We start from the raw sequence: 16,838 nt of genomic DNA on the forward strand, positions 1-16,838 counted from the left end.
CCGGCTACTTGACGGCGCCCGCAGTCAGCCCCGACCGCCAGAAGCGCTGGAGCAGGGCGAAGGCGAGGATCAGGGGCACCACCGCGAGCAGCGAGCCCACGACGACGACGGGGTAGTACTCGGGAGATACGGACGCGGCGCTGTTCCAGGAGTACAGGCCGAGGCTGACCGGATACAGGTCCTGGTCGGACAGCATCACCATGGGCAGGAAGAAGTTGTTCCAGATGGCCGTGAGCTGGAAGAGGAAGATGGTGACCAGTCCCGGCCCCAGCATGCGGAGCGCCACCCGGAAATAGGCGGTCAGTTCGCCCGCGCCGTCCATCCGCGCGGCCTCGAGCACCTCGTCGGGCACGTACCCCTGGCTGAAGATCCGGCCGAGATAGACCCCGAACGGATTGAACAGGACGGGGATGAAGACGGCCCAGAAGGTGTTCACCAGACCGGTGCCGGAGGCCATCAGGTAGAGCGGCAGGGCGAGCACGGTCTGCGGCACCATGACGGCGGCCAGCACCAGGCCGAACAGCTTCTCCTTGTGGGCGAAGCGGTACTTGTCGAAGGCGTAGCCGCAGGCGATGCTGATCAGCGCGCCGAGGGCCGCGCCGAGCACCGCGTACAGCAGGCTGTTGCCGTACCAGCGGCCGTACAGCCCGCCGTCCATGGCGAAGAGTTCCTTCACGTTCTGGACGAAGGAGAAGCCGTTCAGTGACAGGAGGTCGCTGCTGAACAGGGCGTCTCTGTCCTTCGTCGAGGCGAGCACGAGCCACAGCACCGGCAGCAGGGTGTACAGCACCGAGACGAAGACCACCAGATTGACGACCGAGCGCCCGAGGAGCCGGGGTCGCAGGGGGGACGCGGTGCGTGATGCGGTCGACGCGCTCATCGGGCGGCCCCCTCGGTGGCGTCGGCGCGGTTGGTCCAGCGGGTGACGCCGTAGGAGAGGGCGATCGTGCAGAGAAGCAGGATGACCGACGCGGCTGCGGCGAGCCCGTAGTTGTTGCGGGTGAAGGCGGCGTCGTAGATGTACATGCTGGGCGAGAAGCGCGAGTTGATCATCGGGGTCGACTGGCTGAGCAGCATCGGCTCGGTGAAGAGCTGGAGCGCGAAGATGAGGGTGAACATGGCGACCATCACGATCGACGAGCGCACGAGCGGCGCCTTGACCTGGAGGGCCGTGCGGACGGGGCCCGCGCCGTCGACGACCGACGCCTCGATCACCTCGCGGGGGACCGCCTGAAGGGCGGCGTAGAACACGACCATGTTGTAGCCGAGGTTGCTCCACAGCGCGATGTTCACGATGGACGGGAGCACCGTGTGCACCCCGAGGAAGTCGATGGTGATGTCCGCCCTGCCGAGCAGGTCGATGACCGGACTGATGCCGGGGGTGTACAGGTACAGCCAGATCAGGGCCGCGATGATGCCGGGCACCGCGTGCGGCAGGAAGAGCGCGAGCTGGACGGTGCCCCGCAGGCGGACCACGCCGGAGTCCAGCAGCAGCGCCAGCGCCAGGGCGCCGATCACCATCAGCGGGATGTAGACGAGGCAGTACAGGGCGACGACGCCGAGACCGCCGAGGAAGGTCGGGTCCGTCAGTACGGCGGTGTAGTTGCGGAGCCCCGCGAAGACCGTCCGCTCCGGGCCGAAGCCGAGTCCGGGCTGGTCGTCGCTGAAGAAGCTCAGATGGAGGGCGGTGGCGACCGGGATCAGGAAGACGGTCACCAGGAGGACGAAGAACGGCGTCATCAGGACGCCGCAGGCGCCGAGTTCACGCCGTCGGGCGGACTTGCGGGCCGTGGGCGCCGGAGCGGCGTCGGCCGGATTCCTGGGTGACGGCCGCGCGGGGGCGTCCGCCGGGACGGATACGGGGGTGGCGCTGGTCATGGGTGTCACCTGCCTCTCTGCTGCTGGGAACGGCGGTCGCCGGTCAGGTGGAGTGCTGGGTGGTGGAGAGGCCGAGCGCCTTGAGGTCGGGCATCGTGCCCTCCTGCGCAGCCCGGACCGCTCCGAGGATGGAACCCCGGCCTCCGCTCGCCCGTGCCAGTCCGTCCTTCATGAGCTTGCCGGTGGCCGTCATCCGGGGGCCCCAGACCCAGCCCGGACGGACCTTGTGGGCCTCCTGCTCGAAGAGGGTGTAGATGTCCTGACCGCCGTAGTAGGCGCGCGCGAAGGCCTTGCGTCCCACCTCGACCAGCCCGGGAGCGGCGGGGTACTGGCTGCTCGCGCCGCTGGAGAGCCGGGCCCGGAGGGCGTCCGGATGCGAGACCTGCCACTCGATGAACTCCATCGCGGCCTCCGGGTGCGCACTGTCCTTCGTGACCGCGAAGGTCGAACCGCCATGGGTCCCGACACCGGGATCGGCCGGATCCCACTGAGGGAGCGGCGCGAGCGCCCACTGGCCCTTCTGGCCCGGACGGGCCTTCATCTGCGCACCGGCGTCCCACGCTCCGCTGAGCCGGCTGAGTACCAGGCCGTTGCCGATCTGGACATCGCTGTGCCGGCTCTCCACCGCGTTCATGAAGACCAGGTCCTCGTCGGTCAGCCTCTGCCAGAAGGCGGACACGCGACGGGTGGGCGCGTCGGCGAGCGAGACGTTCCAGGCGCCGCCCGCCGTGTCGAACCACTGGGCACCCGCCTGCCAGGCGAACGCGGCGAGATGGGTGTCGCCGTCCGTCGGGAAGAGCGCCATCCGGCGGTCACCGCCCTTGCGGCGTACGGCCCTCGCCGCGTCCTCGAAGTCCTCCCAGGTACGCGGGACGGCCAGCCCGTACCGCTCGAAGAGGTCGGTGCGGTAGTGCAGCACCATCGGTTCTATGTCGAGGGGGACGCTGAACACACGCTTCTCGAAGGTGGTCAGACCCAGGGCCTGCGGCAGCAGTTTGGCGCGCAGTCCTTCGCCGACCAGGTCCGTGATGTCGCGGCAGACCCCGTCGATGGCGAAGCCGGGGACCTGGGGGTATTCGAGAGTCGCGACATCCGGGGCGTTGCCGGCCCGGGCCGCGCTGCTGAGCTTGGCGTAACCGCCCTGGGTCCCCGAGGGGACCTGCTGGTAATCGACCTGAATGGTGTCGTGGCCGCGGTTGAACGCGTCCACGACCTCCTGACTGCCCCGCAGGGCCGACCAGAAGGTGATCTGTGTCTTCCTGCCGGTCCTGCTGCTCACAGTCTTTCCGGTACTGCTCGTACCGCCCGATCGTGTGTCTCCGCCACCACCTCCGCAGGCGCTGAGCGCGCCTGTCAGAGGCAGTGCGGCGATCGTGGCGAGCACGGATCGACGGCTCTGTCGACCAGGCATGTGCGCCTCCCGCGGCTCCTGATTCGAGACACGGGGAATACTGATCGGCTGATCGATAGCGGTCAATAGATCGATCAAAAGAAGCTTGAAGTGTTCAAACGATCAGTTGGTCGGGCGGGCCGCCCCCCTGGTCGATCCACGCACTTCGAGGCCGGGCAACAGTGCCACTCGGCGCACCGGGCCGGTCGTGCCGACGGGATGGGCCAGCCGGTGCATGAGAAGCTCGGCCGCCGCCCGTCCGATCTCGGCTCTCGGCGGCGCGACCGCGGTGAGGGCCGTGCTGCCCAGCGCGGCGACGACATCGTCGTACGCCACCACGGAGCAGTCCCGCGGTACCCGGATGCCGCTCTCCGTCAGCCGCTGGACCAGCATCAGGGCTTCCTGGTCCCCGTGCAGGATCGCGCCGGTGACGCCCCGCTCACGCAGGAGCACGGCGAGGTCGGGGACCTCCTCCACGGTGCCGGGCCCCCCGGGGCCCGCGTCCGGGGAACTGAGTACCACCGACCAGTCCTCCACCTCGGGGCGGGAGGCGGCGATCTCGGTGAACGCGGCCCGGATGGAGCGCGCCGTCGGGCTGTCGTTCCTCGCGGCCAGCACGAGCCGGCGGTGGCCGAGTGAGATCAGATGGTCCACGGCGAGGTGGATCCCGTACCAGTGGTCGGAGCACACGGAGTCCATGGCGTGCAGCGCGCTGCCGGGCCGGGGGCGTCGCTCCATCAGGACCGTCGGCACGCCCACCTCGGCGAGCCAGCCGTAGTCCGCCTCCTCACCGGTGACGCTGCGCCAGCGGGGGGCGATCAGCAGACCGCGCACGCCGGCGGCCAGTGCCCGTTCCACCTGCGGCCGTTCGGCCCCCGCTATCTGCGGGGCGATGTGCAGGGTGATGCGTATCCCGGCCTCCTCCAGGGCGGTCCTGGCCCCGTAGAGGGTCTCGTAGAGATAGGAATGCCGCTCCGGGACGACCAGGGCGATCGCGGCCCCGTCGCCGGCCGGCTCTCCGCTCCGGGCGGCCGGCACCGCCGTTGTCCGGCCGGTGTCTCCTATCGGCCGGACCACCCCGTGCCCGCGCCGCAGCATCCCCGTCCTGGCCAGCTCCTCCACGTCCCGCCGGAGCGTGACCGCCGAGACGTCCAGCTCGGCGGCGAGCGTGCTCACCTTGACGGCGCCGCGCGCGTGCACCACCGCGAGAATGCGCTTGCGCCTCAACTCGACCGGCTCCCGCATGCTGGCCCCCTTGCCTACCGCAGTGCGATGTTCGTTTGAACGTTCTCATGAGCGATCGCAGCATAACGAGGGATGCGCGCTCCAGGGCGGTCACCAGACGGAACGACGATCCGCCGGAAGGAAGATGTGTCTACCATCTGAACCGGAATGGACACCATCACACTCTGGCAACTGGCCGCGCTCGCGGCGGCATCCACGCTCGTCGGCTTCTCCAAGACGGCGGTCAGCGGTGCCAATACGATCAGCCTCGCGGTCTTCGCGGCCGTGCTCCCGGCCCGCGAATCGACCGGTGTGCTGCTCCCGATCCTGATCGCGGGCGACATCCTCGCCGTGCTGGTCTACCGCCGTCACGCCCACTGGCCGACCCTGCTGCGGCTCTTCCCCGCCGTCGCCGTGGGCGTGGTGGCGGGCACCGTCTTCATGATGTGGGCCGACGACGACGCCGTACGCACCTCGATCGGCGCGATTCTGCTCTTCATGGCCGGCGTCACCCTCTGGCGCCGACGGGAACGCCCCCAGCCGTCACCGGAAGGGGCGGACACGGACGAACCCTCGCGCGGTGGGCGCCTGAAGGCCCGTTCGTACGGGGCGCTCGGCGGATTCACCACCATGGTCGCCAACGCGGGCGGCCCCGTGATGTCGCTCTACCTGCTGTCGGCGGGCTTCCGCAAGCTGAGCTTCCTCGGGACGTCGGCGTGGTTCTTCCTGATCGTCAACACCTCCAAGGTGCCCTTCAGCGTGGGACTCGGCCTCATCGACGCGCAGTCGCTGCTGCTGGACGCCGTCCTGGTCCTGTTCGTCGTCCCCGGCGCCTACCTGGGCCGCGCCTGTGTCGGCCGGATCAACCAGAAGGTCTTCGACCGGATCGTGATCGGAGCCACCGTCCTGGGCGGCCTCCAGCTGCTGCTCTGAAGACCGCCTGCGGGAGGTGCTGTCAGACGATGCCCTCGGCGATCTCCGCCTGCTCACGGGCGTTCCCGTACGCGGACGGAGTGCTGTACGTGCGGCGCGCGACGAACCACCACACCGTGGCCAGGACCAGGACGACGACCAGGGCGACCGACGCGTAGTTCATCGAGTCGATCGTCACCGGCGAGGACTGCGGCAGCAGGAACAGCACGGTCACGACGGCCACCCAGACCACGGCGATCCAGCCGATCGGCTTGGACCAGCGGCCCAGATGCCAGGGACCGCGCTCGAAGCGGTCACCGGCGCGCAGCTTCAGATAGATCGGGATGGCGTACGCCGGAGTGATCCCGATGACGTTGATCGCCGTCACCGCGCCGTACGCGGTCGCGGAGTAGAGCGACGGCACCGCCAGCAGCGCGGCGACACAGACCGACAGCCACACGGCGGGCACCGGGGTCTGGGTGCGCGCGCTCACCTTGCGCCAGAGCGCGGAACCAGGCAGAGCGTTGTCGCGGCTGAACGCGAAGACCATCCGGCTCGCGGCGGCGACCTCGGCGTTGCCGCAGAACAGCTGCGCCGCGATGACGATCAGCAGCATGGCGGTGGCGCCCGCCGTGCCCAGCGCGTCGATCAGGATCTGGGCGGGCGGAACCCCGGTGGCGCTGTTCTGCGTACCCGCGTAGTCCTGGATGGCGAAGGTCAGCCCGGCCAGCAGGACGAAACCCGCGATCCAGGAGACCCAGATCGCCCGGACGATGCCCTTGGCCGCCGTCACCGACGCGTTGGACGTCTCCTCGGACAGATGGGCGGAGGCGTCGTAACCGCAGAAGGTGTACTGCGCCAGCAGCAGCCCGATCGCCGCGACATAGAGCGGATTCTCCCAGCCCGTGTCGTTGACGAACTCGGTGAAGACGAACGACGGCGACTGGTGGTTCGCGGGCACGATCGCCAGCACCGTCACGATCACGGCGACACCGGCCAGATGCCACCAGACACTGATCGAGTTGAGCACACTGACCAGGCGCACACCGAACAGGTTCAGCACGGCGTGCAGCAGCAGGATGCAGAGGAAGATCACCATGGTTGATCCGGGGGTGGGATCGAACCCCCACTGCAGATTGAGCAGGGCGCCGGTGAACAGCGCCGCCCCGTAGTCGATGCCGGCGATCGCGCCCAGCAGACCCAGCAGATTCAACCACCCGGTGTACCAGCCCCATTTACGGCCGCCGAGCCGGTCGGCCATGTAGTAGAGGGCACCCGACGTCGGATACGCGCTGGTGACCTCGGCCAGGGCCATGCCCACGCAGAGCACGAACAGGCCGACACCCACCCAGCCCCAGAGCATCACGGACGGGCCGCCGGTCGACATGCCGAATCCGTACAGCGTCATACAGCCGGAGAGGATCGAGATGACGGAGAAACTGATCGCGAAGTTACCGAAGCCGCCCATGCGGCGTGCCAGTACCGGCTGATAACCGAGCTCACGCAGCCGCTGCTCTTCGTCCTTCTGCGGTGCGGGCTCCGTGCTCGACGGGGTCGAGGCGGATATGGACATGGCGATGACCTCCAGGTGGGGGACGGGGGTTACGCGGAAGTGCGCGGGGCGGGGCCGGCGGTCAGCCGTGCGGTGGTTCCCTGCCGGGCTCGTGCCCGGCGGTCAGGCAGCGGCTCCGGGCCCGCAGGAACACGTCCTCGGCACCGGCCTGGTCCTGCCCGGTGCGGGCGCGGGTGCGATGGGCCCAAGGGAGTGACGTGTAGTACGGGCCCATCGCCCGGAACACCGGTGCGGCGTCGCAGAACCGGAGCGAACCCCACAACGCGTGGGCCAGATGGTTGAGATCGAGCAGGGACCGGGCAGCCGGGGCCGCCCCGGTGAACCAGACGCGCAGGGCGCGCAGGGCGTCGCGCTCACCGTCCTCGGTGACCCAGTGCAGATCCAGTGCCCGCTCGTTGCCGTGTTCGCGGCGGTAGCGCTCCACCCGGACGTACAGGGGCAGTACATGGAGCGCGGAGCCCTCCGGAGCGGAAGAGGCAGCCCACTGGACGAAGTTGACCGCCTCCGAGAGCGTGCCGTTCGCCTGCCTCGCATAGACGAACTGCAGCATCCGGTGATACGCCTCGCGATTGAACGGATCGCGTCTGTCCGCCTCCGCCAGCAGTCCCCACGGCCCGGGGAACAGCATCGGACCGGGCGGCAGCAGTCGGTGCTCCTCCAGACGCTGTCCCTCGTCGAGCTGGGACAGTGCGAGGAGACAGACCCAGGGCACCGGGTCCCCAGGCGAGGCGTGCGCGGCCGAGCGGCATCCCTCCCACGCCTCCTGCCACAGCTTCTGCGCGCTCGGGTGGCTCTCCCGATGGGCACGGACGGCCCGTTCCACGGTCACCCGGGCGCGCATCACCGTGGCCGCCACACTCCGCGGCTCCTCGGCGAGCCAGGCGTGCACCGTGTCGGAGCCCGCCGCCACGGCCGCGAGGACCTGGGTCCGCTGGGTCCACAGCGCCCAGTCCGGTGTGCTCTCCAGCAGATCCCGCATGGCGAGCCAACGGCCGGTACGCAGATCCTGCAGCGCCACACGTAACGCGTGGTCGTGCCCCGCGGGGTGGTAGACCGGCCGGAAATCACCGGTAGTCATGTACGCGCCCCGACCCTGAACACGCGTGGAGGGTGGGGCGGAAAGCCGGGCACAGCGGCACGGCGCAGGTTCTTCTCGGCATGAATCCTCAAGGAACGTGGGGGGCTGGGCTGTTCGACCGTGAACTACCGGTGGTCATCGTCCGGTTGTCCACTGGGCGGTGAGTGTAGAGCGCCGCGCGCCCACCTTCCGGTGACTCTGCGGATCTTATTCAAGTAGCTCCCGTCCACCGGACGTTGATCTCTGTCGAGCGCTCCGGACGGGATGTTCTGAAGAGGGTTGACGCGGGGCATGGACTGCATGACTGTGGGCGCAGGGACCAGATGATCACGATTCCGCCCGGGTCCGGGCGGTCCGCACGGCTGGAGCGTCGATGACAGGACCGGTACTCGCCATCGACCAGGGGACCTCCGGAACCAAGGCGCTGGTGATCTGCCCCGAACGGGGCGTGATCGGTTCCGGTTCCGCGCCGGTGCGCCCGTGGTACGGCGCCGGAGGCCTCGTGGAGGCCGATCCGGCCGAGCTGGTCGGGTCGGTCCTCGACGCCGGCCGGCAGGCGGTGGCGGAGGCCGCAGAACCCGTGACGGCCGTCGGCCTGGCCAACCAGGGGGAGACGGTGCTGGCCTGGGACCCCGCGACCGGCCGGCCACTCACCGACGCCGTGGTGTGGCAGGACCGGCGCGCGGAAGGAATCTGTGACGGTCTCGCCGCACACGGGGACGAGCTGAAGCGGCTCACCGGGCTGCCCCTCGATCCGTACTTCGCCGCCCCCAAGATGGCGTGGGTACGCCGTGAGCTGACCCGGGAAGGCGTCGTGACCACCAGTGACTCCTGGCTGGTCCACCAGCTGACCGGAGCCTTCGTCACCGACGCCGCCACCGCGGGACGCACCCAGTTGCTCGGCCTCCACGACGTCGGCTGGTCGCCCGCCGCCCTGGAGATCTTCGGCCTGTCCGACGAGCGGCTGCCCACCGTCGTCGACTGCGCCGGACCGGTGGGCACCACCACCGCGTTCGGGAGCGAAGCCCCCCTGACCGGCCTCCTCGTCGACCAGCAGGCCGCCTTGCTGGCGCAGGGCGCGCTGGAACCCGGCCAGGCCAAATGCACCTACGGCACGGGGGCGTTCCTCCTCGCCCAGACCGGCCCACGGCCCAGCACCGGCTCCACCGGCCTGGTCAGCTGTGTCGCCTGGCGTCTCGGCGGCCAGACGGACTACTGCCTCGACGGACAGGTCTACACGGCGGCCTCGGCCGTGCGCTGGCTCACCGACCTCGGGGTGATCTCCGGAGCAGCCGACCTCGACGCGGTGGGCGCCTCGGTCCACGGCACCGGCGGAGTCACCTTCGTCCCCGCGCTCGCCGGCCTCGCCGCTCCCTGGTGGCGCGGCGACCTGCGGGGCTCGCTGACCGGCCTCGGCCTCGACACCACCGCGGGCCACCTGGTCCGCGCCCTCTGCGAGGGCATCGCCGCGCAGGTCGTCGCCCTGGCCGACGCCGTCGCGTCCGACCAGGGCACCCCGCTGACCGCACTACGGGTCGACGGCGGCCTGACCCGCTCCTCCTTGCTCATGCAGACCCAGGCGGACCTGCTGCAACGGCCGGTCGAGGTGTCGGCGCTGCCGGATCTGACCGCGCTCGGCGCCGGCGTGGTGGCCCGACTCGGGCTCGACCCGCAGCTGCCGACGAGCGGGGCGATCCCCGAGTGGCGGCCCTCCGCCGTGTACGAACCACGGATCGGCCCCGAGGAGGCGTCGGAGCGCCTCGCGTGCTTCCGCGCCGCGGTGGACAGCCTGCTGGAGCGCACATGACCGTCACCCTCACCACGGCCGGCCCCCTGCCCTCGGAGAAGGGCGCGGAGAACGAGAACACGTACGACGTCACCGTCATCGGGGCCGGCGTCGTGGGCGCGGCCATCGCCCGCGAACTGGCCCGCTACCGCCTCCGCACCGCCCTGATCGACGCCGCCGACGACATCGGCAACGGCACGTCGAAGGCCAACACCGCCATCCTGCACACCGGATTCGACGCCGTACCCGGTTCGCTGGAGGCCCGTCTCGTGCGCGAGGGACAGGAACTCCTCGCCGCCTACGCGGCCGAGACCGGCATCCCCGTCGAGCGGGTCGGCGCTCTCCTCGTGGCCTGGGACGAGGACCAGCTCGCCGCGCTGCCCCGGCTGCGGGCCAAGGCCGAACGTAACGGCTACCACGCGTCCCGCCTCATCGACGCGGACGAACTGCGGGCCCGTGAACCGCACCTGGGACCCGGTGCGCTCGGCGCGCTCGAAGTCCCCGACGAGAGCATCATCTGCCCCTGGACCACCCCGCTCGCCTTCGCCACCCAGGCCGTGCGGGCAGGCGTCCACCTCCACCTGAACTGCCGGGTGCAGGACATCGCCGGCGACGCCGACGGCCACACGCTCACCACCTCGCGCGGCCCGCTGCGCACCCGCTACCTGGTCAACGCCGCCGGACTGTACGCCGACGAGATCGACCGGCTCCTCGGCCACGACGTGTTCTCCGTGACCCCGCGCCGCGGACAGCTCGTCGTCTTCGACAAGCTCGCCCGCGAACTGGTCGGCCACATCCTCCTGCCGGTCCCCGGCCCGGCGGGCAAAGGCGTCCTGGTCGCCCCGACCGTGTTCGGCAACGTCCTCCTCGGCCCCACCGCCGAGGAGCTCGACGACAAGACCGACACCGCGTCGACCGCTGACGGACTGCACCTGCTCCGCGAGAAGGGGCGCCGGATCGTGCCCGCTCTCCTCGACGAGGAGGTCACCGCCGTCTACGCGGGCCTGCGCGCCGCCACCGGCCAGGAGGACTACCGCATCCAGGAGTACCCCGGCCTGCGCTACGTCGCCGTGGGCGGCATCCGTTCCACCGGTCTCACCGCGTCCATGGCGATCGGCCACCACGTCATGGACCTGCTCGCGGCCACCGGCCTGGACCTCGCCGAGCCACACGCACTCCCGCCCCTCACGATGCCCAGCCTCGGCGAGGCCTTCCCCCGGCCCTACCGGAGTGCCGCCCTGATCGCGGAGGACCCGGAGTACGGCACCCTCGTCTGCCACTGCGAACAGGTCACCCGGGGAGAGATCCGGGACGCGCTGACCGCGACGATCCCGCCGCACTCCCTGGACGGCCTGCGGCGCCGCACCCGTGCCCGCGGCGGCCGCTGCCAGGGCTTCTACTGCGGCGCGGCCGTCCGCGCCCTCTTCGAGGAGGCGCGACCATGACCGGGAACGCACGCGAGGTCGACGTCCTGATCGTCGGCGGGGGCCCCGCGGGCCTCGCGGCCGGAGCCGAACTCGCCGCCGCGGGCGCGGGCCGGGTGGAGATCCTGGAACGTGAACAGGAGGCAGGCGGAATCCCCCGGCACTGCCACCACGGCGGATTCGGCGGACGCCTCGACCGGTCCGTGTACGCCTGGGCCTCGGCGACCGGATCCACGTACGCCCGAACAGGGACCAGCGGGCCCGCCTACGCCAGGCGGAGCGTGGCCGCGGCTGTGGACGCGGGCGCGGATCTGCGCACCGGCGTCACCGTCACCGGCTGGTCGGGAGCCCGCACCGTCGAGACCACCGGCCCCGCCGGACCCGAACGGATCACCGCCAGGGCCGTCGTCCTCGCCACCGGCGCCCGGGAACGGCCGCGCAGCGCCCGTCTGATCCCCGGCACCCGGCCGCCCGGTGTCTACACCACCGGCGAACTCCAGCAGGCCGTCCACCTGTACGGGCAGCGCATCGGCGCCAGGGCGGTCGTCGTCGGCAACGAGCCCGTCAGCCACGCGGCGGTCGCCACCCTGCGCGCCGCCGGTGTCCAAGTCGTCGCCGTGGTCACCGACCAGCCGTCCCGCCTCTTCCGCACGCGGAGCCGGCACCCTCCGCTGCTGACCGGCGCCACGGTGACCGGCCTCACCGGCAGGACCCGGGTGTCCGGGGTGGCGCTGCGCCACGACGACGGCAGGACCACCACGCTGCGCTGCGACACCGTCATCCTGACCGGGGACTTCATCCCCGACCACGAACTGGCCCGACGCGGTGGCATCATCCTCGACCCCGGCACCCGGGGACCCGCGTACGACTCCGCGTACCGCACCTCGCGGCCGGGCGTCTTCGCCGCCGGAAATCTGCTGCACGCCGTCGAGCGCGCGGGGTCCGCCGCCCAGGAGGGCCGAGCCGTGGCCGTACCCGTACTGCACCGGCTGGCAGGTACGGAGGAACCCGCCGGAGGCGGACGACCACTGGTCCTCGACGAGCCCCTGCGCTGGATCGCCCCGAACGTGACGGGGCCCGACGGAGCGCGCCCCCTGGAGAACCGGTTCGTGCTGCGCACCGCGCGGCGGCTGGCCCGGCCGCTGCTCGTCGTCGCGCAGGACGGGCGCGAACTCCACCGGCAGCGGATGCTGTTGCCTGCCGTTCCGGGCAGGCCCTTCCGCCTGGCGGCCGACTGGCTCGACCGGGTCGACCCGGACGGCACCTCCGTACGGATCACCGCGGTGTGACGTACCGGCGGGACCGGCTCAGGGTATGAGCAGCCAGTCCGCGCCGACGGCCGCCACCAGCCCCACGCCCAGCAGCCAGCTGCCGAGACGCGTGCGGCCGTTCCTGCTGAGCTCGATCACGACACCGCAGAGGATGAGCGCGAGCCCGTAGACCCCGACCACCAGGACCGATGACCGGCTCGCTATCCGCAGGGCCAGGACGACGGCCATCGCCACCATGCCCGCCGAGGAGAGAACGATCCGAAGCCGCCGCGCCTGACGTGGCGTGAGCCTCCGCTCCTGCGTGGCGGGCTGGGGTGTCACCGGTATCGTCTCGGGGCTGTCGCCGGGTTCCTGGTCCCCCTCCTGCTCCTGGTGCTGATCCTGGTCCTGGTCCGAAGTGCTCATGACGCCGGATCGTAATGGCTGTGCACGGCGATGTTCACCGGACCGGGGGATCGCGCGGGAGATCAGGGATCAGGCGATCGAAGCCGACACGATGGCGGACACCGCCAGGTTGCAGGCGGCCGTCACCCACACCGCCGGGTGCGGCTCCCGCTCCACCAGCGTGGCTCCCAGCTTGCCGGGCGTGACCAGGTCCACGACGAGGAAGGCCACCGCCATCATGATCAGACCGAGCAGCCCGAACGCGGCCGTCGAGGCGAGTCCCTTGCCGAAGTCCTCGTACGTCGTCCAGATCGACGTGAACACGATGCCGCCGATGCCCAGCAGCGCGGAGCTCAGGACCAGCGCGGCGTTGCGATTGCGCTCCTCCCATATCTGACGGCCGAGCTTGCCCGGTGTCAGGGCGTCGATGAGGAATATGCCGAGAACGAGCAGTACGACGCCGAGGGCCCCGTATGCGGTGGCACGGCCGAGGCCGTTGATGATGTCGGTCATCGGGGCGTCCGTCTCCTGAGCGAGTCGTCGAAGGATGGAGCGTGAGCGTGACGGGCGTGACCAACACGCCGTCAAGAAGGAGCAAAACCTATCGCACGTACGTGCCTACCTCCCGGGCTGGTCCCCTCGCAGCAACCACGGGGCCTCCGCCGCAGCGTCCACGAGCCCGGAGCCTTCGTGCCCGGCCCCCGCACCCTCGCGCCCCACAGGCTCCACACGACCGGCCAACTCCGTTGCCCAGCCGATCAGTCCGGCCACCCCGATCCCGTGCGGATCCGACTTCCGGAAGCCCTCGACGGCGGCGGCGCCCCGCCTCAACAGCCGTGCCCCGCCGGCGGTGTTGCCACGGGCGGCATGGGTCAGCCCCACCGCCATCTGCGCGAGGCCCCGCCACAGCTCCCGCTCCGCGTCCGGCCCCGACTTCCAGGCGTCCTCGAACACCTCATGGGCATGGAACGGCATGCCCGCGTCCAGCAGCCGCTGCGCCTCGCGCACCGTCTCACCGGGGGAGCGGACCACTCCCTCGGGCTGCCGCTCCACACCCGGAGTCCCGTACGGCAGGGGGCGCCCCAGCCCGTCCCGGGGGCGCGCGTTGCGCGCCCGCCCTTCCTCGTCGCGGTCCCTGCGAGATGCGTCCATCGTCCGATTGTGCCTCGCACCTGCGAAGAACCAGGGGAACCCTGTCCTTGGGCACCCGCGCGCGGATAGGGTCGGTGCTCTCCGCAACCACCCTGGGAAGGGGAGGCATGAAGCCGTCCCGGCCGTTGTACGAGCGCGAACCGGAACTCGCTGCCGCCGCGAAGGCGTTGGACGCCCTGTGCGGCGGACAAGCGGCGGGCGGGCTGCTGGTCTTCAGCGGCGAAGCCGGCATCGGCAAGACCGCCCTGCTCGGAGAGATCCAGACCATGGCAGCCGACCGCTGCACCATCTGGTCCGCACGCGGCGGCGAGACGGTCACCTCGGTGCCGTTCCACGTCGTACGCCAACTGCTCCAGCCCGCGCTGGACCAGTTCCCCGCCGATGAGATCCGCGCGCTGTTCGGCGACTGGTTCGAGATCGCCGCGCCCGCACTGGGCCTCGCCGATCCCAGCGGCCCGCAGGCCGACCCGCAAGGTGTCAGGGACGGCCTCGACTACGTCGTGTCCCGGCTCGCCTCCCGCCTCAGCCACCGGCCGCTGCTCCTGATAGTGGACGACGCGCACTGGGCGGACGGCGAATCCCTGGCCTGGCTCGCCGGCTTCACCGCGCGGCTGTCCGAACTTCCCCTGCTGGTCGTCCAGGCACACCGCCCCAAGGAGCTCGCCGACCGCAACGCCGACTGGGCCATGGCCCGCACCCCGGGGAACGGCGCCGCGCCGGGCCACCCCACACTGATCCGGGTGGCGCTGCGCGCACTCACCCCCGACGCCACGGCCGAACTGGTGCGTGCCGGCCTGGGCGACCACGCGGACGATCCCTTCTGCCGCGAGGTCTGGGCCGTCACCGGAGGCAATCCGTACGAAGCGGTCGAACTCGTCGCCAAGGCGCAGGACCGTGAACTGGCACCGGTCGAGGAATCAGCCGGGCTCCTGCGCGAGCTCGGCGCGTCGGCCCGGGGCAGTGGGCTCGTCGCCCGCCTCGAACGCCTGGGCACCAACGCCAACCGCTTCGCCTGGGCGGCGGCCGTGCTCGGGACCGAGATCTCCCAGGAACTCGCCGCCACACTGGCCGGCATGAGCTCCGCCGAGGCCGCCGACTGCACGGCCCGGCTGCGGGACGCCCGTATCGTCAGCGGCTTCGACCCGCTGGAATTCGTCCATCCGCTCATCGCCACCGCCGTCTACCGCTCCATCCCGCCGGCGACCCGCACCGCCATGCACGGCAGGGCGGCCTGGGCGATCACCCAGGCCGGACTCGGGGTCGCGGCAGCCTCCCGCCATCTGCTCGAAGTGCATCCGGACGACGACCAGGAACTGGTCGCGCAGCTCCGCGAGGCAGCACGGCAGCACCTCGCGGTCGGCGCCCCTGACGCCGCCAGACGCTGCCTCGAACGCGCCCTGGACGAACCGCCGCGCCACCGTGACCGAGCGGCGCTGCTGTACGAACTGGGCTGCGCCACGCTGCTCTCCTCACCGGCCACCACGGTGCAGCACCTGCGCGCCGCGCTCGACACGCCTGGGCTCGACGAGACACTCCGGATCGACGCCACCTTCCGGCTCGCCGCCGCCCTGTCCCACAACAACCAGCTCAAGGACGCGGCGCTCTCACTCGCGGCCGAGGCCTCCCGCACGGCGCCAGGCCCCGGCCTGATGCGTCTTCAGGCCGCGCACTTCCTGTGGGAGGGCATGCAGGCGACCGAGGACGACGGCCCCGGGCGGTCGGCCCGCCTCGCCCGCAACGCGGACCACCTCAAGGGTCGCGACAACGCCGAGCGCGCCCTGCTCACACTGCGGGCCTTCGACGCCATGCTGCGTGGCGAGAACGCCCAGCTCGTCACCGGCTTCTGCGAACGCGCACTCGTCGACGGACGGCCCGCGCGCGGGCTCGGCTGGACCGACTCCGAATGGGGCTTCGAACTCCCCGCGATGGTCGGTATCACCTACGCGTTCACCGACCAGCTCGACCGGGCCGAGGCACTCTTCGGCGAGGCCGTGCGCGCTTTCGAGATCTCCGGCTGGAGCGGCGCGCACCTCGCGTTCTCGCACACCCTCCTGGGCCTCGTGCACCGCAGGCGCGGCCGTCTCGCGGAGGCGGAGGGCTTCCTGCGTGAAGGGCTGCGCCTCGCCGACCGGGCCGGCAGCGGACTGCCCGTCCACTGGGACGCCACCTGTCTCCTCGTGGACACCCTGCTCGCCCGCGGCCGGACGGCGGAGGCCCGGCTGGTCGCGGACCGGTACGGCTTCGGCCCGCCGTACCCCAGCGCGATGGTCCTGCCGGACGCCCCGTGCGTACGCGGACGTCTGCTGCTGGCCGAGGGGCGCACCGCGGAGGCCGTGGCCGAACTGGAAGCGGCGGGGGCGGCTCTGGAGCCACGAGGCCGGTTCAACGGCGTCTGGGCGCCCTGGGCCGGGGACCTCGCCCGCGCTCTCGCCGGCACCGACCCGGTCCGCGCCGCCGAGCTGGCCGCCCGGGCGCGGGTCCACGCCGAACGCTTCGGCACGGACACGGCGATCGGTGAGGCCCTGCGCTGCGTTGCCCTCTTCGCGCCCGAGGAGGAAGCCACCCACCTGCTGGCCGAGGCCGTACGCCACTTGGGAGCATCCTCGTCCGCCTACGAGCACGCCCTGGCCCGCTTCGAGTACGGCACCGCGATCCGCTCCCAGCGGGAGGTCGCCCGCGCCCAGAAGCTGGCCGTCGCCTGCGGCGCGGAAGGACTGGCGACCCGCGCCCAGCAGGTACGGGCGTCGATCCGGCCCTCGGAGTGAG

At 71.3% G+C, this 16,838-nt stretch carries 14 protein-coding genes; 5 read left to right on the top strand and 9 right to left on the bottom strand.

Going from position 1 to position 16,838, the window contains the following annotated elements; genetic code table 11:
• Window positions 1-4: 4 nt before the first annotated feature.
• The 4 genes from ACFYQ5_RS20340 to ACFYQ5_RS20355 all read right to left on the bottom strand — a co-directional run bounded on the left by ACFYQ5_RS20340 (window position 5) and on the right by ACFYQ5_RS20355 (window position 4,513).
• Window positions 5-880 carry a carbohydrate ABC transporter permease gene (locus ACFYQ5_RS20340; RefSeq protein WP_389199208.1) on the bottom strand — a complete coding sequence of 292 codons (876 nt, stop codon included), beginning with the start codon at window positions 878-880 and terminating at the stop codon, window positions 5-7.
• Window positions 877-1,878, bottom strand: a complete 1,002-nt coding sequence (locus ACFYQ5_RS20345; RefSeq protein ID WP_389199210.1) for a carbohydrate ABC transporter permease — start codon at window positions 1,876-1,878, stop codon at window positions 877-879. The genes ACFYQ5_RS20340 and ACFYQ5_RS20345 overlap by 4 nt, the downstream gene beginning before the upstream one ends.
• 43 nt (window positions 1,879-1,921) lie before the next feature.
• Window positions 1,922-3,289 (bottom strand): ABC transporter substrate-binding protein, encoded by a 1,368-nt coding sequence (locus ACFYQ5_RS20350; protein WP_389199211.1) that lies wholly within the window; start codon window positions 3,287-3,289, stop codon window positions 1,922-1,924.
• 102 nt (window positions 3,290-3,391) lie between these two features.
• Window positions 3,392-4,513, bottom strand: coding sequence for a substrate-binding domain-containing protein (locus tag ACFYQ5_RS20355; protein WP_389199213.1), 1,122 nt, complete (start codon window positions 4,511-4,513; stop codon window positions 3,392-3,394).
• Window positions 4,514-4,660: 147 nt separating this feature from the next.
• Here ACFYQ5_RS20355 and ACFYQ5_RS20360 point away from each other — a divergent pair, with 147 nt between their 5' ends.
• Window positions 4,661-5,425 carry a sulfite exporter TauE/SafE family protein gene (locus ACFYQ5_RS20360; protein WP_389199215.1) on the top strand — a complete coding sequence of 255 codons (765 nt, stop codon included), beginning with the start codon at window positions 4,661-4,663 and terminating at the stop codon, window positions 5,423-5,425.
• A gap of 22 nt (window positions 5,426-5,447) precedes the next feature.
• On the opposite strand, the gene ACFYQ5_RS20365 is transcribed toward ACFYQ5_RS20360, so the two are convergent.
• A complete protein-coding gene (locus ACFYQ5_RS20365) occupies window positions 5,448-6,977 on the bottom strand; it encodes an amino acid permease (RefSeq protein WP_389199217.1) in 1,530 nt (509 codons plus the stop codon).
• Between the two features lie 61 nt (window positions 6,978-7,038).
• Entirely contained in the window at window positions 7,039-8,055 is a 1,017-nt protein-coding gene (locus tag ACFYQ5_RS20370) for a hypothetical protein (protein WP_389199219.1), read from the bottom strand.
• A 373-nt stretch (window positions 8,056-8,428) separates the two neighbouring features.
• On the opposite strand from ACFYQ5_RS20370, the gene ACFYQ5_RS20375 reads away from it, so the two are divergent.
• Genes ACFYQ5_RS20375 through ACFYQ5_RS20385 form a run of 3 tightly spaced genes read left to right on the top strand, consistent with a single transcriptional unit; the run spans window position 8,429 to window position 12,554 of the window.
• Window positions 8,429-9,862, top strand: coding sequence for an FGGY family carbohydrate kinase (locus tag ACFYQ5_RS20375; RefSeq protein ID WP_389199220.1), 1,434 nt, complete (start codon window positions 8,429-8,431; stop codon window positions 9,860-9,862).
• Window positions 9,859-11,286 carry an FAD-dependent oxidoreductase gene (locus ACFYQ5_RS20380; protein WP_389199222.1) on the top strand — a complete coding sequence of 476 codons (1,428 nt, stop codon included), beginning with the start codon at window positions 9,859-9,861 and terminating at the stop codon, window positions 11,284-11,286. The genes ACFYQ5_RS20375 and ACFYQ5_RS20380 overlap by 4 nt, the downstream gene beginning before the upstream one ends.
• On the top strand, window positions 11,283-12,554 hold the full coding sequence (locus tag ACFYQ5_RS20385; RefSeq protein ID WP_389199224.1) for an FAD-dependent oxidoreductase: 1,272 nt from the start codon (window positions 11,283-11,285) through the stop codon (window positions 12,552-12,554). The genes ACFYQ5_RS20380 and ACFYQ5_RS20385 overlap by 4 nt, the downstream gene beginning before the upstream one ends.
• 18 nt (window positions 12,555-12,572) lie before the next feature.
• Here ACFYQ5_RS20385 and ACFYQ5_RS20390 read toward each other — a convergent pair whose 3' ends face one another.
• The 3 genes from ACFYQ5_RS20390 to ACFYQ5_RS20400 all read right to left on the bottom strand — a co-directional run bounded on the left by ACFYQ5_RS20390 (window position 12,573) and on the right by ACFYQ5_RS20400 (window position 14,072).
• Window positions 12,573-12,941 (bottom strand): hypothetical protein, encoded by a 369-nt coding sequence (locus ACFYQ5_RS20390; protein ID WP_389199226.1) that lies wholly within the window; start codon window positions 12,939-12,941, stop codon window positions 12,573-12,575.
• Between the two features lie 69 nt (window positions 12,942-13,010).
• Entirely contained in the window at window positions 13,011-13,433 is a 423-nt protein-coding gene (locus ACFYQ5_RS20395; RefSeq protein ID WP_031100772.1) for a DUF350 domain-containing protein, read from the bottom strand.
• Window positions 13,434-13,538: 105 nt separating this feature from the next.
• Window positions 13,539-14,072: a DUF309 domain-containing protein gene (locus ACFYQ5_RS20400; protein ID WP_389199227.1), complete on the bottom strand. Its 534-nt coding sequence runs from the start codon at window positions 14,070-14,072 to the stop codon at window positions 13,539-13,541.
• Between the two features lie 107 nt (window positions 14,073-14,179).
• Here ACFYQ5_RS20400 and ACFYQ5_RS20405 point away from each other — a divergent pair, with 107 nt between their 5' ends.
• A complete protein-coding gene (locus ACFYQ5_RS20405; protein ID WP_389199229.1) occupies window positions 14,180-16,837 on the top strand; it encodes an ATP-binding protein in 2,658 nt (885 codons plus the stop codon).
• The last annotated feature ends 1 nt before the right edge of the window (window position 16,838 follow it).

Origin of the sequence: Streptomyces sp. NPDC005794 (assembly GCF_042871445.1) — a bacterium.
Classification (GTDB): domain Bacteria; phylum Actinomycetota; class Actinomycetes; order Streptomycetales; family Streptomycetaceae; genus Streptomyces.